Source organism: Pseudomonas deceptionensis, assembly GCF_900106095.1.
Lineage (GTDB): Bacteria > Pseudomonadota > Gammaproteobacteria > Pseudomonadales > Pseudomonadaceae > Aquipseudomonas > Aquipseudomonas deceptionensis.
Genome location: NZ_FNUD01000002.1, coordinates 1,974,214 through 2,000,700, shown reverse-complemented (window position 1 = coordinate 2,000,700; position 26,487 = coordinate 1,974,214). Strand labels below are relative to the sequence as shown.

Below are 26,487 nucleotides of genomic sequence, written 5' to 3'. Positions count from 1 at the left end.
GCTGCCCTGCCTGCCTTGTCGGATAATCAGCCCTGCTCGCTTGACCGTACCGATCATGACTGACCTGACACTGATGTTTAATCGCCACACCCCAACTATTCACCTGCGCATGATGAGTGCCGCCCGGGTGCGCCCCGACGTCGCTGGACTGATCACACCATGAGCCTGATTCAACGTATTGATGCTTTATTGCCGCAAACCCAATGCGGAAAATGCGGCCACCCGGGCTGCAAACCCTATGCGCAAGGTATTGCCCAAGGCGAGGCCATCAACAAGTGCCCGCCCGGAGGCCATGAAACCATTGCCGCACTCGCCACTCTGCTCAGCATTCCTGTACTGGAACTGGATACCGGGCGAGGTACTGCGCCACCCCAGGTAGCCTATATTCGCGAAGCCGAATGTATCGGTTGTACCAAATGCATTCAGGCCTGCCCAGTTGATGCCATTCTCGGCGCGGCAAAGCTCATGCACACCGTCATTGTCGACGAATGCACCGGCTGTGACCTCTGCGTGGCTCCCTGCCCGGTGGACTGCATTGAAATGCGGCCTTTACCTGCAAATGTAATCCCGATTGTCGGTGGGCTCGCTCACGAAGCAGAGCAGCACAACGCCCGCAGCAAAAAGCGTGACCACGCCCGCAGACGTTATGAGCGGCGTGACGAACGCCTGCACCGCGAAGAGCAACACAGACTGGCAGAACGCCTGGCACGCGCCCAACGGCCACCTGCAGGCGTCGACAGCGGCATGCGCCCAGGCAGCCAGGCAGCAGAACCACCCAGTCCCAACGATGCAGCGCTTAAAAAAGCCAAGGTCGAGCTCGCTATGGCCCGCGCCCAATTGAACAAATCGCTCAAGGCATTTGGCCATCCTCCAACTGCACCGCAGCAATCCCAGCTCGTGGCCCTGCAGCAGCAGTTTGAGTCAGCCGAACACACACTGGCCCGACTGGAGGCTGGCCCCAAGGAAAGTGCTGCCGAGCCCGCTGCAAACAACGCGGATCTCAAACGCGCAAAAATCCAACTGGCCATGCGGCGCGCCGAGCTTAAAAAGGCGCAAACCCAAGAGCAGTCCAGCGCGCAACTGGCGCTTTTGACTGAAGCTGTGACACAGGCAGAAATAACACTCAAAGCGCTGGCCCCGCCCAAGGTCTGATAGATTCCCTCACCACAAGCGCCGCTTCGTTTAACGGGCAGCTATCTAGCAAAGGTTTAACCCATGAACGCCGCAAAGCGCCTTGAGATATTTCGCCGTTTTCACGAAGACAACCCCGAACCCAAAACCGAGCTGGCCTACACCTCTCCTTTCGAACTATTGATTGCCGTGATCCTGTCCGCTCAAGCCACCGACGTGAGCGTGAACAAGGCAATGGCCAAACTGTTTCCAGTCGCCAATACACCAGAAGCCATCTACGCTCTGGGGGTAGAAGGGCTGACGGAGTACATCAAAACCATTGGCCTGTTTAACAGCAAGGCTAAAAACGTGATTGAAACCTGCCGCTTATTGATTGAGCGCCATGACAGTCAGGTACCGCAGACGCGCGAAGCGCTTGAAGCGCTCCCCGGAGTAGGGCGAAAGACTGCAAACGTCGTACTCAACACAGCCTTCAGACAGCTGACCATGGCTGTGGACACCCATATTTTCAGGGTCAGTAACCGAACGGGAATTGCACCCGGCAAAAATGTGGTCGAGGTCGAAAAGAATTTAATGAAATACGTACCCAAACCTTATCTGCTGGACGCCCATCATTGGCTCATCCTGCATGGCCGTTACGTCTGCCAGGCGCGCAAGCCGCGGTGCGGGAGCTGTCGCATAGAAGACCTGTGCGAATTCAAGGAAAAAACCTCTGATGATTGAGTAATAGATATTTTATGGGCTGATCGATTGAGAAAATCTTTTTTACCCCAGCAGCGAATATCGCTATAAGGGGCGCCATTGACTGTCTTGGCCTGGAGTGAACTGAATGAGCACTGGCAAAGAAGAACTGGAAGTAGAAGAAGATTTTGCAGTCGTCGATCCGGACGAAATAGTGGAGCCTGTTATCGAGGTGGCCAAAACCAATTTGGCCAAACGCCGGACCATAGACGCACTTCTGGAAGAAAAACGGCTCAGAAAAGAGCTTGAAGATTATGGATACGATCTTTAGTTTTTGGAAAACGACATTAAAAGCCTCCTATAGCGGAGGCTTTTTTGTTTTCAGAGGGCTCTGACTTGGCTCTCAACTCCTCGCACCTCCCGCCTCATACCAGGCCATTACGCTGTGCAAGCTCGATCAAATCAACGAGCGAGCGGGCATTCAGCTTCAATAAAAGGCGCGTCTTGTAGGTACTCACCGTTTTATTGCTGAGAAACATACCATCAGCTATCTCTTTGTTGCTTTTCCCCCGCGCCAGCTGCTGCAGTACCATCATCTCTCGCCCTGACAGACGATTGACCATATCCGCCTCGCTGGCATTTCCCAGGCTGGAGCGCACTGAGTGCAAAGCCTGATTCGGGAAGTAACTGTAACCTGACAGCACAGCCTTGATAGCACTCAGCAGCTCGGTCAAATCCTGCTGCTTGCATACATACCCCGCTGCACCTGCCTGCATACAGCGCATGGAAAAGTGGCCTGGAGCTTGTGAGGTCAGCACCAGAACCTTGATAGGCACTGCAGGTGTTGACAGGCGCGCAATAACTTCAAGCCCGTCAAGTTTAGGTATCCCTATATCGAGAATTACAATATCGGGAGCGTGTTCACGCGCAAGCTGTAAAGCGTCCACTCCATTGTCCGTCTCTGCGATGACTTCGTAGCCATGTCTTTCCATGAGCATACGCACAGCAAGACGAATTACAGGATGATCATCCACGATCAGCACTTTATTCATAGGCAATTCCAATTTATCGCTGTTCGAATTTTTAGAACCAGCACAATAGCCTAGTCATAACAACCTGGGCATAGTGTCCCCCCAAGCACTAGCAACCAAAGACATTTCCTACACATAATCAAGAAAACACCCACATACCCGATCTACAAATAACAAGCATTTATTACACCTCAAGTAAACAAATCAATATATATCTTTCCCTGCGACGTCACCCTCAAAGTAAATAAACAACCATGAGTATCATTTGAAGCACTTCACACAGGTAATGGCAAGCGCCCTACTTCAAGTCAGAGCCAAGATATCAGCACATCAACACGCCCTTCATTCAATACTTGAACCCTCCTTTTAAAAATGAGCCATAACGCAATCAGAAAAAAAAGAAATTCAAAACCAACTAATATTCACGAAAGGTAAAATCCACTATTTCCCCATGAGAAAACAGCAGGCAATTTCACTTAAAGAATAAGACTACACAGCATTCAGAAAACACCTAGGCACAAAAATATATCAAAACAAAACTCACCTTTAACATTTCGCCCCCAGACAACTGACCAAAAATAAAATCTAGATAGATACTCCCCTCACAGGCACACACCACCGCATACTCTTCACTACATTTGGTTTGAAATAAAAAAACTTACGCCGTCAGCCATCACAACCCTAACAAAACTTATAGAATTCGCCCTCCTTTACGAAACACTTCCTACAGACAGTTCGAATTAAGACAGAAATCCGAAAAACCACTCACTGGCCGCATCAACTGCACCTGCATTCTGTTTGCGACGTCAACCACCCGCCTAGCTTAATAAAAGGCACTCCCTGAAAACACCCACCGCCACCGCATAAAATCTTTCCACACCTCACAGTCCCACACCGCCCCCGGCCACCTCTTCCCGGAACTTATCAAATGATACGAAACAAAATAAAAATCAATAACCCACTTACAGTGATCGCTATTTTTTCAATGCTGACAGAGGCTTCCGCTGCAGTGTCATTGCCCTACATCAACAGCGAACACCAAAAAATATATGTATGGTTTTTGATCATATTTCCGTCCTTTTTAATCACCCTATTTTTTCTCACTCTAAACTTCAACAACAAGAGCCTTTACACACCGGCTGATTTATCCAAGGCAGAACACACTCCCATAGCTACCGCACTTCACGCAGAGCCTCCACCCGCCTTAAAAAACATAACACCCTCAATAACACTTTCCACACTGCGCTATCACACGGACATAAAATTCAGCGCACGCACACCTCAGCGTTTTGTATTCCTTCCACAGGGCCATAGAATTCATGATCCTGACCCGCCAGTGCCTCCTGTGCCAAAAAGCACGTCCACAACCGTCACGACAGAGAGCGTCGTATTAGTTGACAGCACCGAACCTACAAAGCTTTATTTCATCGACCTTAGCCACGAATCCTCGCCACGACAAGACAAACACACACTTGAAAACACCCTGTGCATCCTCTTGAATAAAGCACGCAACAACAAAAACAACATGACAGGAAAATATGTATTGCTACTGCTCGTTAATACACAATCACAACTAGAGACGCTTAAACACCTTGTACGCAACGCTTGTATTGGTCACACACAAGTCATCATCTACAATAGAGATACGCGCAAGCTGGACACACTGAATTCGCCTTGATGAGCCCGTCACGCCTGACTCTTCAGCAAAAAAAAGCCCCGACCAATGGCCGGGGCTTTTTTTCAGACAGCGCGTATCAGAAAAACTTGCGGCCTTTGTTTGCAGCAATGCGCATGCGCAATGCATTCAACTTGATAAACCCTGCAGCGTCTTCCTGGTTGTAAGCACCGCCATCTTCTTCAAAAGTGGCAATGTTGGCATCAAACAACGAATCGTCAGACTTGCGACCGGTAACGATCACGTTGCCTTTGTACAATTTCAGGCGAACCACACCGTTCACGTGAGCCTGAGACGCATCAATCATTTGTTGCAGCATCAAACGCTCAGGGCTCCACCAGTAGCCGGTGTAGATCAGGCTGGCGTACTTGGGCATCAACTCGTCTTTCAGGTGAGCGACTTCACGGTCCAGAGTGATCGACTCAATGGCACGGTGAGCCCGCAGCATGATGGTGCCGCCCGGTGTTTCGTAGCAGCCACGGGACTTCATCCCTACATAACGGTTCTCAACGATATCGAGACGACCGATGCCGTTCTCGCCGCCGATACGGTTAAGGGTTGCCAACACGGTGGCCGGGGTCATTTCGACGCCGTCCAGGGCAACGATATCGCCATTGCGGTAAGTCAGTTCCAGAAAGGTCGGCGTGTTAGGCGCGTCTTCTGGCGACTTGGTCCAACGCCACATGTCTTCTTCGTGCTCGGTCCAGGTATCTTCCAGCACACCGCCCTCGTAGGAGATGTGCAGCAAGTTGGCATCCATCGAGTAAGGGGATTTCTTCTTGCCGTGACGTTCGATCGGGATGTTGTGCTTTTCAGCGTAATCCATCAGCTTTTCACGGGAGAGCAAGTCCCACTCACGCCAAGGAGCAATAACCTTGACCCCTGGTTTCAGGGCATAAGCGCCCAGTTCAAAACGAACCTGGTCATTACCTTTACCCGTTGCGCCGTGGGAAATGGCATCTGCGCCTGTTTCATTGGCAATTTCAATCAGGCGCTTGGCAATCAGCGGACGAGCAATGGAAGTACCCAGCAGGTACTCGCCTTCGTAAACAGTGTTGGCACGGAACATCGGGAAAACGAAGTCTCGAACAAACTCTTCACGCAGGTCATCAATGTAGATTTCCTTAACGCCCATGGCTTGCGCCTTGGCACGTGCCGGTTCGACTTCTTCGCCCTGACCCAGGTCAGCGGTGAAGGTTACGACTTCACAGTTATAAGTATCCTGCAGCCACTTCAGGATCACCGAAGTGTCCAGGCCGCCCGAATAAGCCAGAACGACCTTGTTTACGTCCGCCATGCCATCACTCCACGGGTTGTTCGAAAAGCCGAACAGTCTACCGCCCATATGCGTGAATTTACAGAGGCGCGACAGCTTAAGACGACAAAGCGACAGATTATGTCAAGGCCGCGACGAGACGAATGCTTCAAGAAATTGCAGAAGACGGTGTAACACCTGCTGGCGAAGCCGCTTTTACAGGCTCAGGGAGTCGCTCCAGACGGACACTGACCCGGCGGTTTTGGGCGCGATTTGCCCCATTGGTGTTCGGCTTCAACGGGTATTGTTCACCGTGGAAACGCACCGTGATCTGCGACTCCTGCAACCCGTTTTCCTTGAAGTAATTCATTACGGCCAATGCCCGGCGCCGGGACAACTCACGATTGGTCAACCGATTGCCCAGGTTGTCCGAATAGCCATCCAGGATGACGTGATTGACCGAAGGGTCTGCCTTTAAGTACTCGACCATCACTTGCAGGCTGCTCCGAGCAGCGGGATCAAGTTCGGTACCGCCACCTGGAAAGCCGATCTGGCTTTGCCTGACCTGTTCAAAGTTTTTAGGCAACAGCTTTGCGGTGCAGGCTTCGTAATCCCCGTAAGCCTGGCGAAACCTGACCGGCAATAGACGAACTTCCGACACGCTGCCCTCACGGGAGTAATGCCTTACCAGTGGGCTTCGCCCTTCGAGCAACCCGCGAAACAAGCGTCCTGCCTGGGCTTGAGAACTGTTGAACAAGACCTGGCCACGCCCAATGCGTAAGGACCCCAGATCAATGTCTCCCCTCCCCGGCTGCCACGGTGCAGCCGCCGCCAGTAGCGTTGCAGAGCCCTCGCCAAGCATCGGGTTGTAGGCATTGAGGCGGAAAACAGCCTGCTCGCCAGCCCGACGCACAAAGGCTCCGGAACCGAAGTCAGTGATGGGCTGGATCAGACGGCATTCGAATTTGTCGCCTTCCACTTTCCACTCGATATTCTCCAGCCGTGTCTGAAAAGTCAGAGCCATGGCCGGCAGGCTGGCAAACATACTGAGCAGGATGAAATAACACTGGCGCACGGGAGGCTCCACAGGCTTGTACTGCAAAAAAACAGTCAACCGATTTACGGCATACCCTGGAGATATCGGTTAGTCACCACAAAACTTGATAGCGAGTGCCTGATAGAGTCTTTTCCGGTAGCATTCACATCAGTTTGACCCGCCTGGAATCCCCAATGTCTGACCGCCTGACCCTGCTGCGTCCCGACGACTGGCATATACATCTTCGCGATGGTGCTGTGTTGCCCCACACTGTTGCGGATGTCGCGCGCACTTTTGGCCGCGCCATCATCATGCCCAACCTGGTACCTCCGGTGCGTAATGCAGCCGAAGCCGATGCCTACCGCCAGCGAATTCTTGCTGCGCGCCCGGCCGGCAGCCGCTTCGAACCGTTGATGGTGCTTTACCTTACTGACCGAACACAGCCAGAAGACATTCGTACGGCCAAGGCCTGCGGGTTCGTCCATGCTGCCAAGCTGTACCCGGCCGGCGCAACGACCAACTCCGACTCCGGCGTGACCAGCATCGACGCGATCTTCCCGGTGCTTGAAGTCATGGCCGAAGTCGGCATGCCATTGCTGATACACGGCGAAGTCACCCGCGCCAATGTGGACGTATTTGATCGCGAAAAGATCTTCATTGACGAGCATATGCGCCGCGTTGTGGAGCGTTTCCCGACCTTGAAAGTGGTGTTTGAGCACATCACCACCGCAGACGCGGTGCAGTTCGTCAACGAGGCTTCGGCCAACGTCGGCGCAACCATCACGGCTCATCACTTGCTTTACAACCGCAACCACATGCTGGTTGGCGGTATTCGCCCGCACTTCTATTGCCTGCCGATCCTTAAGCGCAACACCCATCAGGAAGCTCTGCTGGATGCCGCGACCAGTGGCAGCGAGAAGTTCTTCCTTGGCACCGACTCGGCCCCTCATGCCCAGCACGCCAAAGAAGCTGCGTGCGGATGTGCTGGCTGCTATACCGCTTATGCGGCCATCGAGATGTACGCCGAAGCTTTTGAACAGCGCAATGCGCTGGACAAACTGGAAGCTTTTGCCAGCTTGAACGGCCCTCGTTTCTACGGGCTGCCCCCGAGCACTGAACAGATCACCCTGGTTCGCCAGGAATGGACCGCCCCAAACAGCCTGCCTTTCGGTGAGCTGACCGTAATCCCGCTGCGCGCCGGTGAAAAACTGCGCTGGCGCCTGCTGGAGGAACAGCTGTGAGTGACGACCATTATGATGACGAACACGAAGGCGGCCATGGCGGCGGATCGCGCCACCCGATGGCCGAGCGTTTTCGCGGCTATCTACCGGTCGTAATTGACGTTGAAACCGGTGGTTTCAACTGCGCAACTGATGCCTTGCTGGAAATCGCCGCAGTAACGATCGGCATGGACGAAAGAGGCTTCGTGTACCCGGAACACACCTATTTCCACCGTGTAGAACCGTTTGAAGGCGCCAACATCGAAGCTGCCGCGCTGGAGTTCACCGGCATCAAGCTCGATCACCCGCTGCGCATGGCCGTCAGCGAAGAGACAGCCTTGACCGACATCTTCCGTGGTGTTCGCAAGGCCCTGAAAGCCAATGGCTGCAAACGCGCCATTCTGGTTGGCCATAACAGCAGCTTCGACCTGGGCTTCCTCAACGCAGCCGTTGCGCGCCTGGACATGAAACGCAATCCGTTTCACCCGTTCTCGAGCTTTGACACGGCGACCCTGGCTGGCCTGGCTTACGGCCAAACCGTGCTGGCCAAAGCCTGCCAGACCGCCGACATCGATTTTGACGGGCGTGAAGCGCACTCGGCGCGTTATGACACCGAGAAAACCGCTGAACTGTTCTGTGGCATCGTCAACCGCTGGAAGCAAATGGGCGGCTGGAAAGACTTCAACGACTGATCAAGCCGTTTGGGTTTATCCCGCGCCATAAAAAAACCGGACACTGGGTCCGGTTTTTTTATGCCTGAAACTAACCCTTACAGCTGGTCAGCATTCTCAGTCAGGTAAGCCGCAACACCCGCGGTCGAAGCGGTCATGCCCTTGTCGCCTTTCTTCCAGTTGGCCGGGCAAACTTCGCCGTGCTCTTCGTGGAATTGCAAAGCGTCAACCAGACGCAGCAGCTCGTCCATGTTACGACCCAGTGGCAGGTCGTTAACGATCTGGGAACGTACAACGCCCTTGTCGTCGATCAGGAATGCGCCACGCAGAGCAACACCGCCATCGTTTTCAACGTCGTAGGCCTTGCAGATAGCGTGATTGATGTCGGCAGCCATGGTGTATTTCACCTGGCCGATGCCGCCATTGTTCACTGGCGTGTTGCGCCATGCGTTGTGAGTGAAATGGGAGTCGATCGATATGGCAACTACTTCAACGTTACGTGCCTGGAACTCAGGGATGCGGTGATCCAGAGCAATCAGCTCGGACGGGCAAACGAAAGTGAAGTCCAGCGGGTAGAAGAACACCAGGCCGTATTTGCCTTTGATGGCGGTGGACAGTGTGAAGCTGTCAACGATTTCGCCATTGCCAAGTACGGCAGCGACGGTGAAGTCAGGGGCTTGTTTGCCTACGAGTACGCTCATTGGATATCTCCTGGTGTGCGGTGCAAAGAACAGGACATGGCCGCCATCGTGCAGTTGCAGTCTCGTGGCCAGTTCCTGCGTAAAAATGACTGACCATCATACACCGCCCGTCGGAACGGGCCTTAACCGTTTTTCATCCCGGAAAAACAGAGACCCAGGACCGTTCGTCAGCACAGTGCCAGCAAACCTCAATTGAGACTCAAGGTACTTTGACAATCATTCTCGTTAACATTAAGATCCCTCGCATTGAATCCCAACCAGTGATGGTTCTTATTTATGTACGTTTGCCTTTGCACTGGCGTCACCGATGGAAAAATCCGCGACGCAATCTACGACGGTTGCTGCAGCTACCGCGAAGTACGTGAAGCAACAGGTGTTGCCAGCCAATGCGGTAAATGTGCGTGCCTGGCCAAGCAGGTGGTTCGCGAAACCCTGACCTCGCTGCAAGCCAGCCAGGCGGTCATGAGTTTTCCTGCAGAATTTTCAGCCGCATAATTGACCCATTCCAAAGAACCGAACTTAGCGTTCGGTTTTTTTATGCCTAAAATTCAAGTGCTTAGGGTCAAGACGCGGAACACAAACATTCTTATTCCGATTAATTTTCATATATTATTCAACTACTTAGGTTTGACAGTCATCAAGGTGCGGCTCAAACTCTGCCTTATATACGGTTAATCAAGGCAGGCTCCGGACATGAAAGGCGATATTTCAGTCATTCAGCATCTCAACAAAATTCTCGGCAACGAGCTGGTCGCTATCAACCAATACTTCCTGCATGCCCGCATGTATCAGGATTGGGGCCTGGAGAAGTTGGGTGCTCACGAGTACCACGAGTCCATCGACGAGATGAAACACGCGGACAAGCTGATTAAACGCATCCTGTTCCTGGAAGGCCTGCCGAACGTACAAGACCTGGGCAAGCTGCACATCGGCGAGCACACCAAAGAAATGCTCGAGTGCGACCTGCGCATTGAGAAGACCGGCCATGCCGACCTCAAGGCAGCGATCGCTCACTGTGAAGTTGTCGGTGACTTTGGCAGCCGCGAGATGCTGGAAGATATTCTTGAATCTGAAGAAGAACATATCGACTGGCTGGAAACCCAATTGGGCCTGATCGATAAAGTTGGCATTGAGAACTATCTGCAATCGCAAATGGGTGAGTAACTAACACCCATTAAAAAGCCCCGCCCTGATTATCAGAGGCGGGGCTTTTTTATGCGCCGTAACTTAACGACTGTTACAGCGCGACTGTGATCACGCTTCAGTCTTGTTCGCAGCAGCTTTCTCGACAGCTTCTTTAATCAAAGCCTGCAAAGAACCATCAGCAGCCATCTCAGCCATGATGTCGCTACCGCCAACCAACTCACCACCGACCCACAGCTGTGGGAAAGTTGGCCAGTTAGCGTATTTCGGCAGATTGGCGCGAATTTCTGGATTCTGGAGGATGTCCACGTAAGCGAACTTCTCGCCACAACCCATCACTGCCTGAGCAGCCTTGGCCGAAAAGCCGCACTGCGGGGCGTTCGGAGAGCCTTTCATGTAGAGCAGAATGGTGTTGTTGGCAATCTGGTCTTTAATAGTTTCGATGATATCCATGGAGCACCTCGGCTGAACTTTCCGACTCAGTTGTCGGCACGGTGGCGTATTGTAACGGAAAGCAAAGCGTCACGCTCGGTCTCCCAAACCGGCGGCGTACCGCTGCCAGCGCTGGCACACAAAATTGCCAAGCGGCGTAAGGGCAGTGTACAAATGGGCAGCTGAGGTGAGGCAAACCACCAGATCGTGGTTACAGCCACGCGCTCATGCAGCGCAAGACTCGCTCAAACCTCTGAACACGTGACCCTTATTGGCAAGACGCGACATTTCCTTATAAGATCGCGCCTTCCCCTATTTCGTCGCCCCGTGCGGCTTTCGCCGCAGGTCTCGCCCGTTTTTCCGAAAACCCCGGCTTTGAGCATCTGCGGTCGTTGCAAAAAAGGTAGTTAATGATGAGCGCAAGGCACTTTCTCTCCCTGATGGATTGCACGCCCGAAGAGCTAGTCAGCGTGATTCGTCGAGGCATCGAGCTGAAGGACCTGCGTCAACGCGGCGTTCTCTTCGAACCCCTCAAAGGTCGCGTACTGGGCATGATTTTCGAGAAGTCATCGACCCGCACCCGACTGTCATTTGAAGCCGGCATGATCCAGCTGGGTGGCCAGGCGATTTTTCTGTCGCCTCGTGACACTCAATTGGGCCGTGGCGAGCCGATTGGCGACTGCGCAATTGTCATGTCGCGCATGCTCGACGCCGTCATGATCCGTACCTTCGCCCACAGCACACTGACCGAGTTCGCAGCCAATTCCCGCGTACCCGTTATCAACGGTCTGTCGGATGACCTGCACCCATGCCAACTGCTGGCCGACATGCAAACCTTCCTTGAGCATCGCGGCTCGATCAAAGGCAAAACCGTGGCCTGGATCGGCGACGGCAACAACATGTGCAACAGCTATATAGAAGCGGCCATCCAGTTCGACTTCCAGCTGCGTATTGCCTGCCCCGAAGGTTACGAGCCGGCCCCGGAATTCGTAGCCCAGGCAGGTGACCGCATCACCATCGTCCGTGATCCACGTGACGCTGTTGTGGGTGCCCATCTGGTGAGCACCGACGTGTGGACCTCGATGGGTCAGGAAGAGGAGACCGCCAAACGCCTGGAGCTGTTTGCACCGTACCAGGTCAACCGCGCCCTGCTCGACCAGGCTGCCGACGACGTGCTGTTCATGCACTGCCTGCCGGCACACCGCGGCGAAGAAATCAGCCTCGACCTGCTGGATGACAGCCGCAGCGTGGCATGGGATCAAGCCGAAAACCGCCTGCATGCGCAAAAAGCGCTGCTCGAATTTCTTGTCCAACCGGCGTACCAACCCGCATGAGCCAGCCGTTATTGCTCAACCTCAGTGATCTGGCCTGTGGGTATCAGGGCCAGAGCGTCGTGCAGAACCTCAACCTGCACCTCAATGCTGGCGATATTGGTTGCCTGCTGGGCTCCTCGGGGTGCGGCAAAACCACCACCTTGCGTGCGATTGCCGGTTTTGAGCCCGTGCATCAGGGCGAAATCACGCTGGCAGGCGAAGTCATCTCCAAAGCCGGTTTCACCCTGGCACCCGAGAAGCGTCGCATCGGCATGGTGTTTCAGGACTACGCCCTCTTCCCGCACCTGAGCGTTGCCGACAATATTGCCTTCGGGATTCGCAAACACCCGAACAAAGAGCGCGTGACCGAAGAGTTGCTTGAGCTGGTCAATCTCAAAAACCTCGGCAAGCGCTTCCCCCACGAGCTTTCTGGTGGTCAGCAACAACGTGTCGCCCTCGCCCGCGCCTTGGCGCCCGAGCCGCAATTGCTGTTGCTGGATGAGCCCTTCTCCAACCTTGATGGTGAACTGCGGCGCAAACTCAGCCATGAAGTACGCGACATTCTGAAAGCCCGGGGTACCAGTGCGATTCTGGTGACGCATGATCAGGAAGAAGCCTTCGCTGTAAGTGACCATGTAGGCGTGTTCAAAGAAGGTCGTCTTGAGCAGTGGGATACGCCCTACAACCTCTACCACGAGCCTCTGACGCCGTTTGTGGCGAGTTTTATCGGTCAGGGGTACTTTATTCGCGGCCAACTCCTAAGCCCCGAGTCTGTGCAAACCGAGCTGGGGGTTTTACGCGGCAATCGGGCTTACATCTGGCCAACGGGCGGCGCGGTTGATGTACTGCTGCGTCCGGACGATATCGTCTACGCGCCCGACAGCGACTTGAAAGCGCGGATTATCGGCAAGACCTTCCTCGGCGCCTCGACCCTGTACCGCCTGCAACTGCCTACCGGCAGCCAGCTGGAGTCGATTTTCCCGAGCCATGCCGACCACCTGCCAGGCACAGAAGTGGGCATTCGCGTTGCGGCAGAGCACCTGGTGATGTTCCAAACCAGCGGCAGCATCGCAGCGCAAATCCCGAATTCCGATTCCGGCGTAAGGCGTTTCAGCACTAGCAACTGAAATTGTGGGAGCAAGCCTGCTCGCGATGCAGACGACGCGAGCAGGATAGCTCCCACATTAGCGTCAGCCTATTGCCTCCCGACTTCCGCAAACTTCGCCTGCGTATGCTCTGCCAGCACCGCAGGGGCGAGCTCCACTTCCAGCCCGCGTCGTCCGGCGCTGACAAAAATCGTCTCGAAAGCCTCTGCACTTCGATCAATGAAAGTGCGCAGGCGCTTCTTCTGTCCCAGCGGGCTGATCCCGCCCAACAAATACCCCGTTGAACGCTGAGCGGCAGCAGGGTCAGCCATTTCGACTTTTTTTACCCCCGCTGCCTGTGCCAGTGCTTTTAAATCAAGGCTTCCGACGACCGGTACAACCGCAACCAATAACTCCCCCTTTTCACTGCTGGCCAACAGCGTCTTGAACACTTTGGCCGGCTCCAGCCCAAGCTTCTCTGCAGCCTCCAACCCGTAAGAAGCCGCCTTGGGGTCATGTTCATAGCTGTGTACCCGATGTTCGGCGCGAACTTTTTTCAGCAGGTCCAGTGCAGGCGTCATGGCAGTTCCAGTCTTGAATGGGGGAGAGAAAACCGATGGCTGATTTTAGGTCATAGGCCAACAAAAAGGCGCTAACACAGGGCTTTGCGCCCAATATTTAGCTGAAACGTTACACGCGCACCTACCAATTCGTAGCGTTTTCTTACAGAAAAACCAATACCAAAACACGTTCCTAAAGTCAGAATATGAATGGGCGTTCACTTTCGACCTTTGACAGCAGTGTTTCTTGTCTATATTTTTTCGAATCTGAATATGCCAAGTTAACATCCACACAACTTTGCCTGACCCTTAAATCAGTAATGCGCATTTACCGGATCAGGTTCAGGCGCACTGCCAACCTGATTGACGACGTCAAAAAACAACAATAACGAGGTTTGACATGACGACTGCATCGCAGCACCCCACGCTTTCAGGCCAGTGCCTGGCCGAATTTCTCGGCACCGCACTTCTCATTTTCTTCGGCACAGGTTGCGTTGCGGCTCTCAAGGTCGCGGGCGCGAGTTTTGGCCTATGGGAAATCAGCATCATCTGGGGCATCGGCGTCAGCATGGCGATTTACCTGACTGCAGGCGTTTCCGGCGCACACCTGAACCCGGCAGTCAGCATTGCACTTTGCCTGTTCACCGACTTTGACAAGCGCAAACTGCCGTTTTACATCCTTGCCCAGATCGCAGGTGCCTTCTGCGCTGCGGCGTTGGTTTACACGCTCTACAGCAACCTGTTTTTCGATTACGAACAAGCGCACAACATGGTTCGCGGCAGCCAGGCCAGCCTGGAATTGGCATCGGTGTTCTCGACCTACCCGCACCCTTCCATCACGGTATTGCAGGCCTTCCTCGTAGAAATGGTGATTACCGCTATCCTCATGGGCGTAATCATGGCCCTGACCGACGACAAAAATGGCTTGCCGCGCGGTCCGTTGGCCCCCTTGCTGATTGGCCTGCTGATTGCCGTTATCGGTAGTTCAATGGGCCCGCTGACAGGCTTTGCGATGAACCCGGCGCGGGATTTCGGGCCTAAGCTGATGACTTTCTTTGCTGGCTGGGGTGAAATTTCGTTTACCGGCGGACGCGATATTCCGTACTTCCTGATTCCAATATTTGCACCGATCGTAGGCGCCTGCCTGGGTGCAGCCATTTATCGCGGGTTGATTGCCCGCCACTTGCCAGAAGTTGCGCCGGCGGCCACAGACGCCCAAGCCACAACGCAAGTGGAAACCCAGGCTTCCTGATACCGACTTATGAAACGGGGCGCACGAGACCAACTGCCCGTTACCTGTCTCGCGCCCGGAACCACACCCACATTCTGCAAGGCAATTTCAAATGACCGATATCCAGAATAAGAACTACATCATTGCGCTTGACCAAGGCACCACCAGTTCGCGAGCGATCATCTTCGATCGTGACGCCAACGTGGTTTGCACCGCTCAACGCGAGTTTCAACAGCACTACCCGCAACCGGGCTGGGTTGAGCACGACCCGATGGAGATTTTCGCCACCCAAAGCGCGGTGATGGTCGAGGCTCTGGCCCAGGCCGGCCTGCATCACGATCAGGTTGCCGCCATCGGCATCACCAACCAGCGCGAAACCACCGTGGTATGGGACAAGGTCAGCGGTCGTCCGATCTACAACGCTATCGTCTGGCAGTGCCGACGCAGCACCGAGATTTGCGAGCAGCTCAAGCGCGATGGCCACGAGCAGTACATCAGCGACACAACCGGCCTGGTCACCGACCCGTACTTCTCCGGTACCAAGTTGAAGTGGATTCTGGACAACGTCGAAGGCAGCCGCGAGCGTGCACGCAATGGCGAGCTGCTGTTCGGCACCGTCGACAGCTGGCTGATCTGGAAATTTACCGGCGGCAAAACCCACGTCACCGACTACACCAACGCCTCACGCACCATGCTCTTCAACATCCACACGCTGGAGTGGGATGCCAAGATGCTGGAAGTCCTGGATATCCCGCGCGAAATGCTGCCTGAAGTGAAGTCGTCTTCAGAAATCTACGGCCGTACCAAAAGCGGCATCGCCATTGGCGGCATTGCCGGCGACCAGCAAGCGGCGTTGTTCGGCCAGATGTGTGTGGAGCCGGGCCAGGCCAAAAACACCTACGGCACAGGCTGCTTCCTGCTGATGAACACCGGCACCAAAGCCGTCAAGTCGTCTCACGGCATGCTGACAACCATCGCCTGCGGCCCTCGCGGTGAAGTTGCCTACGCACTGGAAGGCGCCGTTTTCAACGGCGGCTCTACCGTGCAATGGCTGCGTGATGAACTGAAGATCATCAACGATGCCCATGACACCGAATACTTCGCAAACAAGGTCAAAGACAGTAACGGCGTGTATCTGGTGCCTGCATTTACCGGCCTGGGCGCCCCTTACTGGGACCCGTATGCCCGTGGCGCACTGTTCGGTCTGACTCGCGGCGTACGCGTGGATCACATCATTCGTGCGGCACTGGAGTCGATTGCCTACCAGACGCGAGACGTGTTGGACGCCATGCAGCAAGACTCGGGCGAACGCCTGAAAGCCTTGCGCGTAGATGGCGGCGCCGTGGCAAACAACTTCCTGATGCAGTTCCAGGCCGACATCCTCGGCACCCTGGTCGAGCGCCCGCAAATGCGCGAAACCACTGCCTTGGGCGCCGCCTACCTGGCCGGTTTGGCCTGCGGCTTCTGGGGCAGCCTGGATGAGTTGCGCGGCAAGGCGGTCATCGAGCGAGAGTTCGAACCTGCCCTGGACGAAACCAGCAAAGAGAAACTCTATGCCGGCTGGAAAAAAGCGGTGAGCCGTACCCGTGATTGGGAACCCCACGAAGAAAGCAAATAAGTCTTCGGCACAGCCCTTCAGGCAAAAGCAGGCAGCGGGCGCCATCGGCGCCTGCTGCGGCATCCGTATTTGATAGCACCTGTGAGTAGCAGGCGGCGCTTTCCTGCGGCATCATGGGCGAATTTTGCTTCGCCGCCCAAAGGAAACTCCATGAATCTGCCTCCACGCCAGCAGCAGATCCTCGAACTCGTACGCGAGCGCGGTTATGTCAGCATCGAGGAAATGGCTCAGTTGTTCGTCGTTACACCGCAGACCATTCGTCGTGACATCAACCAGTTGGCAGAAGCTGATCTGTTGCGCCGTTACCACGGCGGGGCCGCCTATGACTCCAGCGTTGAAAACACCGCCTACGCCATGCGCGCCGACCAGATGCGCGATGAAAAGCGCCGGATTGGCGAAGCCATTGCCGCCCAGATTCCTGACCACGCCTCGATTTTCATCAACATCGGTACCACTACCGAGTCGATTGCACGGGCGTTGCTCAACCACAGCCATCTGAAAATCATCACCAACAACCTTCACGTGGCCTCGATCCTGAGTGCCAAGGATGACTTTGAAGTCCTGATCGCCGGCGGCAAGGTGCGCCGCGACGGCGGCATCGTAGGCCAGGCCAGCGTCGACTTTATCAACCAGTTCAAGTTCGACTTCGCATTGGTAGGGATCAGCGGTATTGATTCCGACGGCAGCCTGCTGGACTTCGACTATCAGGAAGTCCGTGTATCCCAGGCCATCATTGCCAATGCCCGACAAGTGATTCTCGCTGCCGACTCCAGCAAGTTCGGCCGCAATGCCATGGTCCGCCTGGGCCCGATCACGCTGATTGATTGCCTGGTCACAGACCAGCCACCCGTACCTGAACTCGCTCAACTGCTGGCACAGAACAAAATCCGCCTGGAAGTGGTTTAACCACTGAATTCTGTTGCCGCCATTGCTGCCCGGGACAGGCGTGCGGTGATTTCGAAACACGGGTTGCTCCGCAACCCTTCGCAGCCTGCAGCAGAGACTACGCCCTCCTACGCCCACTAAATGTTCGAAATTATTCCTTTTCATGCCTCTCGATGAGTTTTTTCAATCGAACGGTACTGGCTGTGCCCGCATTTATCCGCTACCATTTTCGAAAATGAACATTAATGTTCACATTCAAATATGCGTAAAGAACGCGAGGCCCACCTATGTCCCTGACCACCTTGCCTGCCAACCCCCTCGCTGAGGTTTACGACGTCGCTGTGATTGGCGGCGGAATCAATGGCGTCGGGATTGCGGCAGACGCTGCCGGTCGCGGCCTGTCTGTGTTCCTTTGCGAAAAAGACGACCTGGCAAGCCACACCTCGTCGGCCAGCAGCAAGCTGATCCACGGTGGCCTGCGCTACCTCGAGCATTACGAGTTTCGCCTGGTGCGCGAAGCACTGGCTGAACGTGAAGTGCTGCTGGCCAAAGCCCCGCACATCGTCAAGCCCATGCGGTTCGTCTTGCCTCACCGCCCGCACCTGCGCCCGGCGTGGATGATCCGTGCAGGCCTGTTCCTGTATGACCACCTGGGCAAGCGCGAAAAACTCGCCGGCTCCACCAGCCTCAAGTTCGGCGCGGACAGCCCGCTGAAGGCGGAAATCACCAAAGGTTTTGAATACTCGGACTGCTGGGTCGATGACGCCCGCCTTGTAGTGCTCAATGCTATGGCTGCGCGGGAAAAAGGCGCCCACGTCCATACCCAAACGCGTTGCGTCGGTGCCCGTCGCAACAAAGGGTTGTGGGAAATGAACTTCGAACGCGCTGACGGCAGCTTGTTCTCGATTCGCAGCAAAGCGCTGGTCAATGCTGCCGGCCCTTGGGTCGCCAAGTTCATCAAGGACGACCTCAAGCTGGACTCGCCTTATGGCATCCGCCTGATTCAGGGCAGCCACCTGATCGTTCCCAAGCTGTATGACGCGCCGAACGCATTCATTCTGCAAAACGAAGACCAGCGGATCGTTTTCACCATTCCGTACATGGATCAATTCACCATCATCGGCACCACTGACCGTGAGTACACCGGCGACCCGGCCAAAGTCAGCATCACCGAGGAAGAAACCGATTACCTGCTCAATGTGGTCAACGCCCACTTCAAACAGCAAGTGAGCCGTACCGACATCCTGCGCACGTACTCCGGTGTTCGCCCACTGTGCAATGACGAGTCCGACAACCCGTCAGCCGTAACCCGCGACTACACCCTCGCATTGTCCGGTGCTCCGGGCGAAGCGCCATTGCTGTCCGTGTTTGGCGGCAAGCTGACCACCTACCGCAAGTTGGCCGAGTCGGCCATGGCGCAGCTGACGCCCTATTTCACTCAGATCAAGCCAAGCTGGACCGCCAGCGCAACGCTGCCAGGCGGCGAAGACATGACTACGCCGAAAGCCTTGAGCGAAGCCCTGGTCAGCAAGCACAGCTGGCTGGATGCCGCTATTGCCAAGCGCTGGGCAATCACCTACGGCAACCGCTCATGGCGCCTGCTGGAAGGCGTGCAGGGCCTGAGCGACATGGGCGAGCACATCGGCAGCGGTCTCTACAGCCGTGAGGTCGATTACCTGTGCAGTCAGGAATGGGCGCTGGAGGCACAGGACATTCTGTGGCGCCGGACCAAGCTGGGCTTGTTCACCACGGCTGAAGAGCAAGAGCGCCTGGCGCAGTACATGACCACCCTGGGCCTCAAGCATCGCAAGGAAGAAGCAGCCTAAGCACGATCGCCTTCAATCCCTGTGGGAGCTCGCATGCCAGCTCTCGCAGGGATTGACTTGCCCCTCCCCCATTCGGTTTTCCGAACACCGTACACCGCTTTGATTCGGCTTTCCGGGCATCCCTACGCCGAACCCATCCTGAAAAAACAATTTAAACCCTTATAAATCAGCCAGTTAACTTGAATCTCCAAGTCTGGCATGACTCATGCTCTACACTTTGGGCCAAATGAATTAACAGTGCGTATAACCTGTTAGGGCATTTGAAGTACAAAAGGGCCCGCAAACGGGCTCAATAAAAAAAACAATGTCGAGGAAACACCGATGCGCATCGTTCCGCAACTTTTGGGCGCAGCAATTGCTGCAGCTCTGATTAGCACTCCAGTTTTTGCAGCCGAATTGACCGGCACACTGAAGAAAATCAAAGAATCCGGCACCATCACCCTTGGGCATCGTGACTCCTCCATCCCGTTTTCATACATCGCGGACGCATCCGGCAAGCCGGTTGGCTACTCCCACGATGTGCAACTGGCAATCGTCGAAGGCTTGAAAAAGCAGCTCGACATGCCCGACCTCAAGGTCAAGTACAACCTGGTCACTTCCCAGACCCGTATCCCGCTGGTGCAGAACGGCACCGTTGACGTTGAGTGTGGTTCCACCACCAACAACGTTGAGCGTCAACAGCAAGTGGACTTCTCGGTTGGCATCTTCGAAATTGGTACACGTCTGCTGTCCAAAAAGGACTCGCCTTACAAGGACTTCGCTGACCTGAAAGGCAAAAACGTCGTTACCACCGCCGGCACCACTTCTGAGCGCATCCTCAAGGCGATGAACGCCGACAAGCAGATGGGCATGAACGTGATCTCGGCAAAAGACCACGGCGAAGCCTTCAACATGCTTGAGTCGGGCCGCGCTGTTGCTTTCATGATGGACGACGCCCTGCTGGCCGGTGAAATGGCCAAGGCCAAGAAGCCAACTGACTGGGCCGTTACCGGCACTCCACAATCCTACGAAATCTACGGTTGCATGGTTCGCAAAGGCGACCCGGACTTCAAGAAAGCCGTGGATGACGCCATCGTTGCCTACTACAAGTCGGGCAAAATCAACGACACCTACAAAACCTGGTTCCAGTCGCCTATCCCGCCAAAAGGCCTGAACCTGATGTTCCCGATGAGCGAAGAGCTCAAGGCACTGATTGCCAACCCTACCGACAAGGCTGCAGACGACAAGCCGGCAGAAGAAAAGAAATCCTGATTTCTGGCTTCTGATGCCCCGGGCGTGAGCTATCACGCCCGGGGGTTTGTCGACCACCTTGTACTAAGCTTCTTATTGCATTAGAGAACACTCGAACCGCTGGTTATCGAGCGGGTTTTGTGTGCCCGGCGACCCGTCGGGTGAGAACGGATTCCCTGAAGCAAGTGCTTGTTTATAGACCCACCTGAGGGGAGACCCTGCATGAATTACAACTGGGACTGGAGCGTGTTCTTCAAGTCCACCGGCGTAGGCAGCGAGACGTATCTCGACTGGTTTATTTCTGGTTTGGGCTGGACCATCGCTATCGCTGTTGTCGCCTGGATTGTCGCGTTGATCCTGGGTTCGCTGCTGGGCGTCATGCGCACACTGCCGAACCGTTTTATCGCGGGCATTGCCACGGTTTACGTGGAAGTTTTCCGTAACGTACCACTGCTGGTTCAGCTGTTTATCTGGTACTTCCTGGTACCCGATCTGCTGCCGCCTGACTTGCAGGAGTGGTACAAGCAGGACCTGAACCCGACCACCTCGGCTTACCTGAGCGTTGTCGTGTGTCTGGGCCTGTTCACCGCCGCACGGGTTTGCGAACAGGTGCGTACCGGTATTGAAGCGCTGCCCCGTGGTCAGGAAGCTGCAGCCCGTGCCATGGGTTTCAGCATGACTCAGATCTACTGGAACGTGCTGCTGCCGCAAGCCTACCGCATCATCATTCCACCGCTCACCTCCGAATTCCTGAACGTGTTCAAGAACTCGTCCGTGGCGTCGCTGATAGGTTTGATGGAACTGCTGGCACAAACCAAACAGACGGCCGAGTTTTCCGCCAATCTGTTTGAAGCCTTCACCCTGGCCACACTGATTTACTTCACCTTGAACATGAGCCTGATGCTGTTGATGCGCCTGATCGAGAAGAAAGTAGCAGTGCCCGGCCTGATGTCTCTGGGGGGCAAATAATGGACTTCTTCGATTTCAGCGGGATTGTCCCCGCCCTGCCCGGCCTGTGGAACGGCATGGTCATGACCTTGAAACTCATGGTCATGGGCGTCGTCGGCGGTGTCGCTCTGGGCACCGTGCTGGCATTGATGCGCTTGTCGTCAAGCAAGTGGATGGCCAACCTGGCCGGCGCTTATGTGAACTACTTCCGCTCGATCCCGCTGCTGCTGGTGATTACCTGGTTCTACCTGGCCGTACCATTCGTCCTGCGCTGGATCACCGGCAAGGACACCCCGATCGGCGCATTCGAGTCGTGCCTCGTGGCCTTCGTCATGTTCGAAGCCGCGTACTTCTGCGAAATCGTGCGAGCCGGCGTTCAAGCCATCCCGAAAGGCCAGATGGGTGCTGCCAAGGCACTGGGCATGACTTACGGCCAGGCCATGCGCCTGATCATCCTGCCCCAGGCCTTTCGCAAAATGACCCCGTTGCTGCTGCAACAGAGCATCATTTTGTTCCAGGACACCTCACTGGTTTACACGGTTGGCCTGGTGGACTTCCTCAATGCTTCGCGCTCCAGTGGCGACATCATCGGCCGCTCCAACGAGTTCCTGATCTTCGCCGGTCTGGTGTATTTCATCATCAGCTTTTCCGCCTCGCTGCTGGTCAAGCGTCTGCAAAAAAGGTTTGCCGTATGATCTCGATCAAGAACATCAACAAGTGGTACGGGGACTTTCAGGTACTGACCGATTGCAGTACTGAAGTCAAAAAGGGCGAAGTGGTCGTCGTGTGCGGCCCGTCCGGCTCGGGGAAATCGACCCTGATCAAGTGCGTCAACGCCCTTGAACCGTTCCAGAAAGGCGACGTCGTGGTCGATGGCACTTCCATCGCCGACCCGAAGACCAACCTGCCAAAACTGCGCTCGCGCGTTGGCATGGTGTTCCAGCATTTCGAACTGTTCCCGCACATGACCATCACCGAAAACCTGACCATCGCGCAGGTCAAGGTTTTGGGTCGCAGCAAGGCCGAAGCCACCAAAAAAGGCCTCGAACTGCTTGAGCGCGTAGGCCTGTCGGCACACGCCCACAAGCATCCGGGACAGCTTTCGGGTGGACAGCAACAACGTGTGGCAATCGCCCGCGCTCTGGCCATGGACCCGATCGTCATGCTGTTTGACGAACCGACCTCGGCTCTGGACCCGGAGATGGTCAACGAAGTGCTCGACGTGATGGTGCAACTGGCCAACGAAGGCATGACCATGATGTGCGTAACCCACGAAATGGGCTTTGCACGCAAAGTGGCCGACCGTGTGATCTTTATGGACCAGGGCAAAATTGTCGAAGACTGTCAGAAAGAAGAGTTCTTCGGCGACGTAACCGCCCGTTCCGAGCGCGCCCAGCACTTCCTCGCCAAAATCCTGCAGCACTAAGTCTGGCGCAAGCCCAATACCTGTAGCCGCTGCCGCAGGCTGCGACGAAGCCCGAAGGGGCTTCGCTTTTTAACAAAGCAGGGCTGCTTCGCAGCCCATCGCAGCCTGCGGCAGCGGCTACAGTTTTCGCGTGCCTCTTATCGCGACAAGGCATCTGTGATGAAATGCGACCCCACTCTTTATCGCGGTGCTCCGCCCTCACTTGCCGTGAAACCTCGTCTGCTCCGTCATTTCCTGTTGCCGCCGCTGATCATCCTGTTGACCATCGGGCTGGGCTACGCGGGCTATCGCGTCAGCGAACACTTCGGTATCCGCGCGCTCAGCGAAAACGGCGAACGTCAGCTTGAGCTCCATGCCCGTACCGTCGAGAGCGAACTGGGCAAATACACCTACCTGCCCAGCCTGCTTGAGCTGGAGTCCAGTGTTTCTGAATTACTGGCTGACCCGACCGTGCAAAACCGGGTCACCGTCAATCAATACCTCGAAGGCCTCAACCGTCGCAGCCGCAGCCGGGCCATCTATGTGCTCGACACCACTGGCCGAGTGATGGCCACCAGCAACTGGCGTGATACCGACAGTTATCTGGGCGAAGACCTGTCATTTCGCGCCTACTTTCAAGATGCCGTGCGCGGTCAGCCTGGGCGCTTTTACGGGATCGGCAGCACCTCCGGCGAGCCCGGCTATTACCTGGCCCACGGCCTGGAAGAACAAGGCAAGATCATTGGTGTAGCGGTGATCAAGGTCCGCCTCGAAGCCCTGGAGGAACGCTGGCAACGGGCCCGTCTCGAAGCCTATGTGAGCGACGAAAACGGCATCATCATTCTGTCCAGCGACCCGTCCCGACGGCTCAAGTCCGTACGCCCGCTCACGGCTGAAACCAAAGAGAAACTGGCCCGCAGCCTCCAGTATTACTGGTGGCCCCTTAATGAGCTCGAGCCGCTGGAACGAGAGCATCTGGCTGAAGGGGTGGAGAAAGTCACCTTTGCCACCCACCGCGAAGTGGTCACCGACCAGCAGGAAGTCAGCTACCTGGCGCAGACCCGCAAACTCAATGACACCCCGTGGGATATCACCCTGCTCACCCCCTTGCAGGACCTGCGCCGGGAAGCGGCGAATCAGGGCATGCTGGTGGCGGTGGCGTTCGCCTTTCTGGCCTTCCTGCTGATTGCCTGGAATGAACGGCGCAAAGTCATTGCCACCCGGCTCGCTGCCCGCGAAGCCCTGCAGGAAGCCAACAACCAGCTGGAACGAAAAATCGCCGAGCGCACCACACACCTGCGGGCCAGCAACGAACGCCTCAAGGGCCAGATTCGTGAACGGCGCCAGGCTGAAGACACGTTGCGCCGGGCCCAGGATGAACTTGTACAAGCCGGAAAACTGGCCGCCATCGGGCAGATGTCCACCAGCATTGCCCATGAATTGAATCAGCCTTTGGCGGCCTTGCGCACGCTGTCGGGCAATACCGTGCGCTTCCTTGAGCGCGGCAATCTCGAGGTCGCCGCCGAGAACCTCAACACCATCAACAACCTGGTCGACCGCATGGGCCGCATCACCGCCAACCTGCGCTCGTTTGCCCGCCGTGGCGATGATCATGGCCAGGCCAGCCTGGGCAAGGCTGTGGACGCAGCACTGCAACTGCTCGCCAGTCGTCTGGAAGAGTCCGGCGTGCAGCTGCAACGCGATATCAGTGATGTGCCACTCAAGATTGACCAGACCCGGCTGGAGCAAATCCTGGTCAACCTGATTGGCAACGCGCTGGACGCCATGCAGGGCCAGACGACTCCGCCACGGCTGTGGCTGGAGGGCGAAGCCAGTGAAGAAAAATACCGCCTGTGGGTTCGCGATAACGGCCCTGGAATTGAACCCGAAGCCCGTAAACATTTATTTGAGCCCTTCTTCACCACCAAACCCGGCGAACAGGGTCTGGGCCTGGGCTTGACACTGTCGGCCAGTTTGGCCGCAGCCGCTGGCGGCAACCTCAGTGTCGAGTTCCCGGCCAGTGGTGGTGTCGCCTTTGTCCTTCTTTTACCGCTGGTGCAACCCGCTAAGGCCGAGCCGATATGAATAACGAGCTGACCGTCCTGATTGTTGAAGACGACCCCCATGTCCTGCTCGGATGCCAACAGGCGCTGGCACTCGAAGACATTCGCAGCGAAGGCGTAAGCAGTGCCGAGCAGGCCCTGGCGCTGGTGGGCGATAACTTCCCCGGCATCGTCATCAGTGACATCCGCCTGCCCGGGATCGATGGCCTGGAGTTGCTCAAACGCCTCAAGGCCCGCGACCGCAGTCTGCCGGTGGTACTGATTACCGGGCATGGCGATATTTCCATGGCCGTGGGAGCCATGCGCGATGGCGCCTATGACTTCATGGAAAAGCCGTTTTCCCCTGAACGGCTGGTCGACGTGGCCCGCCGCGCGCTGGAGCAACGCAGCCTGGCGCGGGAAGTGTGGTCGCTGCGCCGGCAACTGGCCGAGCGAGACTCCCTTGAAGGGCGAATCATCGGGCGCTCGCCCGCCATGCAGCAGTTGCGCGAACTGATTGCCAACGTCGCCGACACCTCGGCCAACGTACTGATTGAAGGTGAGACCGGCACGGGCAAAGAACTGGTCGCCCGCTGCCTGCACGACTTCAGCCGGCGCCAGCCCCAGCAGTTTGTTGCCCTCAACTGCGGTGGCTTGCCCGAAAACCTGTTTGAAAGCGAGATTTTCGGCCACGAAGCCAACGCTTTTACCGGCGCAGGCAAACGCCGCATCGGCAAAATCGAACACGCCCATGGCGGCTCGCTGTTTCTCGACGAGGTCGAAAGCATGCCGCTTAACCTGCAAATCAAACTGCTGCGGGTCTTGCAGGAGCGCACGCTGGAGCGACTGGGCTCAAACCAGAGCATCGACGTTGATTGCCGGGTAATCGCCGCCACCAAGTCCGACCTCGACCAACTGAGCAAGGTCAGCCAGTTCCGCAGCGATCTCTATTACCGCTTGAACGTCGTCACCCTCGAACTTCCGCCGTTGCGCGAGCGCCGCGAAGACATCCTGCAACTGTTCGAGTACTTCCTGCAGCAATCGTCCCTGCGTTTCGACCGCGAAACGCCCGAGCTGGACAACCAGACCCTGTCCAGCCTGATGAGCCATGACTGGCCGGGCAACGTGCGTGAGCTGCGCAACGTGGCGGAGCGATTCGCCCTGGGCCTGCCCGCGTTCAAAAAACCGGGCAGCAATGTCGCCCAAGGGCTCGGCTTTTCGGAAGCGGTCGAAGCCTTCGAGCGCAATTTGCTCAACGACGCCTTGCAGCGCAGCGGCGGCAACCTGACCCAGGCCAGCCAGGAGCTGGGGATGGCCAAGACCACACTGTTCGACAAAGTCAAAAAATACGGGCTGGCTCACTAATGG

Annotated in this window: 26 protein-coding genes; 20 read left to right on the top strand and 6 right to left on the bottom strand. The window is 55.9% G+C overall.

Annotation, left to right across the window (positions count from 1 at the left end; genetic code table 11):
- Positions 1–159 precede the first annotated feature (159 nt).
- The 3 genes from rsxB (at position 160) to BLW11_RS09080 (ending at position 2,143) form a co-directional block, all read left to right on the top strand.
- Positions 160–1,152, top strand: coding sequence for an electron transport complex subunit RsxB (rsxB, locus tag BLW11_RS09090; RefSeq protein ID WP_048359023.1), 993 nt, complete (start codon positions 160–162; stop codon positions 1,150–1,152).
- A 63-nt stretch (positions 1,153–1,215) separates the two neighbouring features.
- Positions 1,216–1,854: an endonuclease III gene (gene nth / locus BLW11_RS09085; RefSeq protein WP_048359024.1), complete on the top strand. Its 639-nt coding sequence runs from the start codon at positions 1,216–1,218 to the stop codon at positions 1,852–1,854.
- A 106-nt stretch (positions 1,855–1,960) separates the two neighbouring features.
- Positions 1,961–2,143 carry a PA3496 family putative envelope integrity protein gene (locus tag BLW11_RS09080; RefSeq protein WP_048359025.1) on the top strand — a complete coding sequence of 61 codons (183 nt, stop codon included), beginning with the start codon at positions 1,961–1,963 and terminating at the stop codon, positions 2,141–2,143.
- 94 nt (positions 2,144–2,237) lie between these two features.
- On the opposite strand, the gene BLW11_RS09075 is transcribed toward BLW11_RS09080, so the two are convergent.
- Positions 2,238–2,864 (bottom strand): response regulator transcription factor, encoded by a 627-nt coding sequence (locus tag BLW11_RS09075; RefSeq protein ID WP_048359026.1) that lies wholly within the window; start codon positions 2,862–2,864, stop codon positions 2,238–2,240.
- A gap of 907 nt (positions 2,865–3,771) precedes the next feature.
- Between BLW11_RS09075 and BLW11_RS23785 the strand changes: the two genes are divergently transcribed.
- Entirely contained in the window at positions 3,772–4,521 is a 750-nt protein-coding gene (locus BLW11_RS23785; RefSeq protein WP_139272534.1) for a hypothetical protein, read from the top strand.
- 76 nt (positions 4,522–4,597) lie between these two features.
- Here the strand turns inward: BLW11_RS23785 and BLW11_RS09070 are convergent, their stop codons facing one another.
- Together BLW11_RS09070 and BLW11_RS09065 are read right to left on the bottom strand one after the other, a co-directional pair.
- A complete protein-coding gene (locus BLW11_RS09070) occupies positions 4,598–5,815 on the bottom strand; it encodes an argininosuccinate synthase (RefSeq protein WP_048359027.1) in 1,218 nt (405 codons plus the stop codon).
- 127 nt (positions 5,816–5,942) lie between these two features.
- Complete coding sequence (locus BLW11_RS09065; RefSeq protein WP_048359028.1) at positions 5,943–6,848, bottom strand: flagellar protein MotY; 906 nt, start codon at positions 6,846–6,848, stop codon at positions 5,943–5,945.
- A gap of 155 nt (positions 6,849–7,003) precedes the next feature.
- On the opposite strand from BLW11_RS09065, the gene pyrC reads away from it, so the two are divergent.
- Positions 7,004–8,050, top strand: a complete 1,047-nt coding sequence (gene pyrC / locus BLW11_RS09060) for a dihydroorotase (RefSeq protein ID WP_048359029.1) — start codon at positions 7,004–7,006, stop codon at positions 8,048–8,050.
- On the top strand, positions 8,047–8,721 hold the full coding sequence (gene rnt, locus BLW11_RS09055; RefSeq protein WP_048359030.1) for a ribonuclease T: 675 nt from the start codon (positions 8,047–8,049) through the stop codon (positions 8,719–8,721). The genes pyrC and rnt overlap by 4 nt, the downstream gene beginning before the upstream one ends.
- A 77-nt stretch (positions 8,722–8,798) precedes the next feature.
- On the opposite strand, the gene BLW11_RS09050 is transcribed toward rnt, so the two are convergent.
- The gene (locus tag BLW11_RS09050) at positions 8,799–9,401 is read right to left on the bottom strand and encodes a peroxiredoxin (RefSeq protein ID WP_048359031.1); all 603 of its coding nucleotides are present in this window, start codon (positions 9,399–9,401) and stop codon (positions 8,799–8,801) included.
- A 276-nt stretch (positions 9,402–9,677) separates the two neighbouring features.
- Between BLW11_RS09050 and BLW11_RS09045 the strand changes: the two genes are divergently transcribed.
- Positions 9,678–9,896 carry a bacterioferritin-associated ferredoxin gene (locus BLW11_RS09045; RefSeq protein ID WP_048359032.1) on the top strand — a complete coding sequence of 73 codons (219 nt, stop codon included), beginning with the start codon at positions 9,678–9,680 and terminating at the stop codon, positions 9,894–9,896.
- A 198-nt stretch (positions 9,897–10,094) separates the two neighbouring features.
- Positions 10,095–10,565: a bacterioferritin gene (gene bfr, locus BLW11_RS09040; protein WP_016779692.1), complete on the top strand. Its 471-nt coding sequence runs from the start codon at positions 10,095–10,097 to the stop codon at positions 10,563–10,565.
- Positions 10,566–10,655: 90 nt separating this feature from the next.
- Here bfr and grxD read toward each other — a convergent pair whose 3' ends face one another.
- The gene (gene grxD, locus BLW11_RS09035) at positions 10,656–10,997 is read right to left on the bottom strand and encodes a Grx4 family monothiol glutaredoxin (protein WP_016779691.1); all 342 of its coding nucleotides are present in this window, start codon (positions 10,995–10,997) and stop codon (positions 10,656–10,658) included.
- A 392-nt stretch (positions 10,998–11,389) separates the two neighbouring features.
- On the opposite strand from grxD, the gene argF reads away from it, so the two are divergent.
- Together argF and BLW11_RS09025 are read left to right on the top strand one after the other, a co-directional pair.
- Positions 11,390–12,310 carry an ornithine carbamoyltransferase gene (gene argF / locus BLW11_RS09030; RefSeq protein ID WP_048359033.1) on the top strand — a complete coding sequence of 307 codons (921 nt, stop codon included), beginning with the start codon at positions 11,390–11,392 and terminating at the stop codon, positions 12,308–12,310.
- The gene (locus BLW11_RS09025; protein ID WP_048359034.1) at positions 12,307–13,416 is read left to right on the top strand and encodes an ABC transporter ATP-binding protein; all 1,110 of its coding nucleotides are present in this window, start codon (positions 12,307–12,309) and stop codon (positions 13,414–13,416) included. Before argF ends, BLW11_RS09025 begins: the two co-directional genes overlap by 4 nt.
- 68 nt (positions 13,417–13,484) lie before the next feature.
- Here the strand turns inward: BLW11_RS09025 and ybaK are convergent, their stop codons facing one another.
- Positions 13,485–13,955: a Cys-tRNA(Pro) deacylase gene (gene ybaK, locus BLW11_RS09020; protein ID WP_048359035.1), complete on the bottom strand. Its 471-nt coding sequence runs from the start codon at positions 13,953–13,955 to the stop codon at positions 13,485–13,487.
- Positions 13,956–14,334: 379 nt separating this feature from the next.
- On the opposite strand from ybaK, the gene BLW11_RS09015 reads away from it, so the two are divergent.
- The 10 genes from BLW11_RS09015 (at position 14,335) to aauR (ending at position 26,484) form a co-directional block, all read left to right on the top strand.
- Positions 14,335–15,186, top strand: a complete 852-nt coding sequence (locus BLW11_RS09015) for an MIP/aquaporin family protein (protein ID WP_048359036.1) — start codon at positions 14,335–14,337, stop codon at positions 15,184–15,186.
- 91 nt (positions 15,187–15,277) lie between these two features.
- Positions 15,278–16,783 (top strand): glycerol kinase GlpK, encoded by a 1,506-nt coding sequence (glpK, locus tag BLW11_RS09010; protein WP_048359037.1) that lies wholly within the window; start codon positions 15,278–15,280, stop codon positions 16,781–16,783.
- Positions 16,784–16,933: 150 nt separating this feature from the next.
- Complete coding sequence (locus BLW11_RS09005; protein WP_048359038.1) at positions 16,934–17,689, top strand: DeoR family transcriptional regulator; 756 nt, start codon at positions 16,934–16,936, stop codon at positions 17,687–17,689.
- 266 nt (positions 17,690–17,955) lie between these two features.
- Positions 17,956–19,494, top strand: a complete 1,539-nt coding sequence (gene glpD, locus BLW11_RS09000) for a glycerol-3-phosphate dehydrogenase (RefSeq protein ID WP_048359039.1) — start codon at positions 17,956–17,958, stop codon at positions 19,492–19,494.
- A 321-nt stretch (positions 19,495–19,815) separates the two neighbouring features.
- A complete protein-coding gene (locus tag BLW11_RS08995; protein WP_048359040.1) occupies positions 19,816–20,745 on the top strand; it encodes a glutamate/aspartate ABC transporter substrate-binding protein in 930 nt (309 codons plus the stop codon).
- A 201-nt stretch (positions 20,746–20,946) separates the two neighbouring features.
- Positions 20,947–21,693: an amino acid ABC transporter permease gene (locus BLW11_RS08990; RefSeq protein WP_048359041.1), complete on the top strand. Its 747-nt coding sequence runs from the start codon at positions 20,947–20,949 to the stop codon at positions 21,691–21,693.
- On the top strand, positions 21,693–22,367 hold the full coding sequence (locus tag BLW11_RS08985) for an amino acid ABC transporter permease (protein ID WP_048359042.1): 675 nt from the start codon (positions 21,693–21,695) through the stop codon (positions 22,365–22,367). Before BLW11_RS08990 ends, BLW11_RS08985 begins: the two co-directional genes overlap by 1 nt.
- Positions 22,364–23,098, top strand: coding sequence for an amino acid ABC transporter ATP-binding protein (locus tag BLW11_RS08980; protein WP_048359043.1), 735 nt, complete (start codon positions 22,364–22,366; stop codon positions 23,096–23,098). Before BLW11_RS08985 ends, BLW11_RS08980 begins: the two co-directional genes overlap by 4 nt.
- A 159-nt stretch (positions 23,099–23,257) precedes the next feature.
- A complete protein-coding gene (aauS, locus tag BLW11_RS08975) occupies positions 23,258–25,162 on the top strand; it encodes a two-component sensor histidine kinase AauS (RefSeq protein WP_048359044.1) in 1,905 nt (634 codons plus the stop codon).
- Positions 25,159–26,484 carry a two-component response regulator AauR gene (gene aauR / locus BLW11_RS08970; protein WP_048359045.1) on the top strand — a complete coding sequence of 442 codons (1,326 nt, stop codon included), beginning with the start codon at positions 25,159–25,161 and terminating at the stop codon, positions 26,482–26,484. The genes aauS and aauR overlap by 4 nt, the downstream gene beginning before the upstream one ends.
- Positions 26,485–26,487: the final 3 nt, after the last annotated feature.

Excerpts from the sequence above, each read along its gene's own strand:
- pyrC (WP_048359029.1), top strand. The coding sequence starts at position 7,004 with ATGTCTGACCGCCTGACCCTGCTGCGTCCCGACGACTGGCATATACAT.
- BLW11_RS09045 (WP_048359032.1), top strand. The coding sequence starts at position 9,678 with ATGTACGTTTGCCTTTGCACTGGCGTCACCGATGGAAAAATCCGCGAC.
- BLW11_RS09005 (WP_048359038.1), top strand. The coding sequence starts at position 16,934 with ATGAATCTGCCTCCACGCCAGCAGCAGATCCTCGAACTCGTACGCGAG.
- BLW11_RS09025 (WP_048359034.1), top strand. The coding sequence starts at position 12,307 with ATGAGCCAGCCGTTATTGCTCAACCTCAGTGATCTGGCCTGTGGGTAT.
- glpK (WP_048359037.1), top strand. The coding sequence starts at position 15,278 with ATGACCGATATCCAGAATAAGAACTACATCATTGCGCTTGACCAAGGC.
- glpD (WP_048359039.1), top strand. The coding sequence starts at position 17,956 with ATGTCCCTGACCACCTTGCCTGCCAACCCCCTCGCTGAGGTTTACGAC.
- BLW11_RS08985 (WP_048359042.1), top strand. The coding sequence starts at position 21,693 with ATGGACTTCTTCGATTTCAGCGGGATTGTCCCCGCCCTGCCCGGCCTG.
- BLW11_RS23785 (WP_139272534.1), top strand. The coding sequence starts at position 3,772 with ATGATACGAAACAAAATAAAAATCAATAACCCACTTACAGTGATCGCT.
- ybaK (WP_048359035.1), bottom strand. The coding sequence starts at position 13,955 with ATGACGCCTGCACTGGACCTGCTGAAAAAAGTTCGCGCCGAACATCGG.
- BLW11_RS08990 (WP_048359041.1), top strand. The coding sequence starts at position 20,947 with ATGAATTACAACTGGGACTGGAGCGTGTTCTTCAAGTCCACCGGCGTA.
- aauS (WP_048359044.1), top strand. The coding sequence starts at position 23,258 with ATGAAATGCGACCCCACTCTTTATCGCGGTGCTCCGCCCTCACTTGCC.
- BLW11_RS09015 (WP_048359036.1), top strand. The coding sequence starts at position 14,335 with ATGACGACTGCATCGCAGCACCCCACGCTTTCAGGCCAGTGCCTGGCC.
- BLW11_RS09070 (WP_048359027.1), bottom strand. The coding sequence starts at position 5,815 with ATGGCGGACGTAAACAAGGTCGTTCTGGCTTATTCGGGCGGCCTGGAC.
- BLW11_RS08995 (WP_048359040.1), top strand. The coding sequence starts at position 19,816 with ATGCGCATCGTTCCGCAACTTTTGGGCGCAGCAATTGCTGCAGCTCTG.
- aauR (WP_048359045.1), top strand. The coding sequence starts at position 25,159 with ATGAATAACGAGCTGACCGTCCTGATTGTTGAAGACGACCCCCATGTC.
- BLW11_RS09080 (WP_048359025.1), top strand. The coding sequence starts at position 1,961 with ATGAGCACTGGCAAAGAAGAACTGGAAGTAGAAGAAGATTTTGCAGTC.
- grxD (WP_016779691.1), bottom strand. The coding sequence starts at position 10,997 with ATGGATATCATCGAAACTATTAAAGACCAGATTGCCAACAACACCATT.
- bfr (WP_016779692.1), top strand. The coding sequence starts at position 10,095 with ATGAAAGGCGATATTTCAGTCATTCAGCATCTCAACAAAATTCTCGGC.
- nth (WP_048359024.1), top strand. The coding sequence starts at position 1,216 with ATGAACGCCGCAAAGCGCCTTGAGATATTTCGCCGTTTTCACGAAGAC.
- BLW11_RS09075 (WP_048359026.1), bottom strand. The coding sequence starts at position 2,864 with ATGAATAAAGTGCTGATCGTGGATGATCATCCTGTAATTCGTCTTGCT.
- argF (WP_048359033.1), top strand. The coding sequence starts at position 11,390 with ATGAGCGCAAGGCACTTTCTCTCCCTGATGGATTGCACGCCCGAAGAG.
- rsxB (WP_048359023.1), top strand. The coding sequence starts at position 160 with ATGAGCCTGATTCAACGTATTGATGCTTTATTGCCGCAAACCCAATGC.
- BLW11_RS08980 (WP_048359043.1), top strand. The coding sequence starts at position 22,364 with ATGATCTCGATCAAGAACATCAACAAGTGGTACGGGGACTTTCAGGTA.
- BLW11_RS09050 (WP_048359031.1), bottom strand. The coding sequence starts at position 9,401 with ATGAGCGTACTCGTAGGCAAACAAGCCCCTGACTTCACCGTCGCTGCC.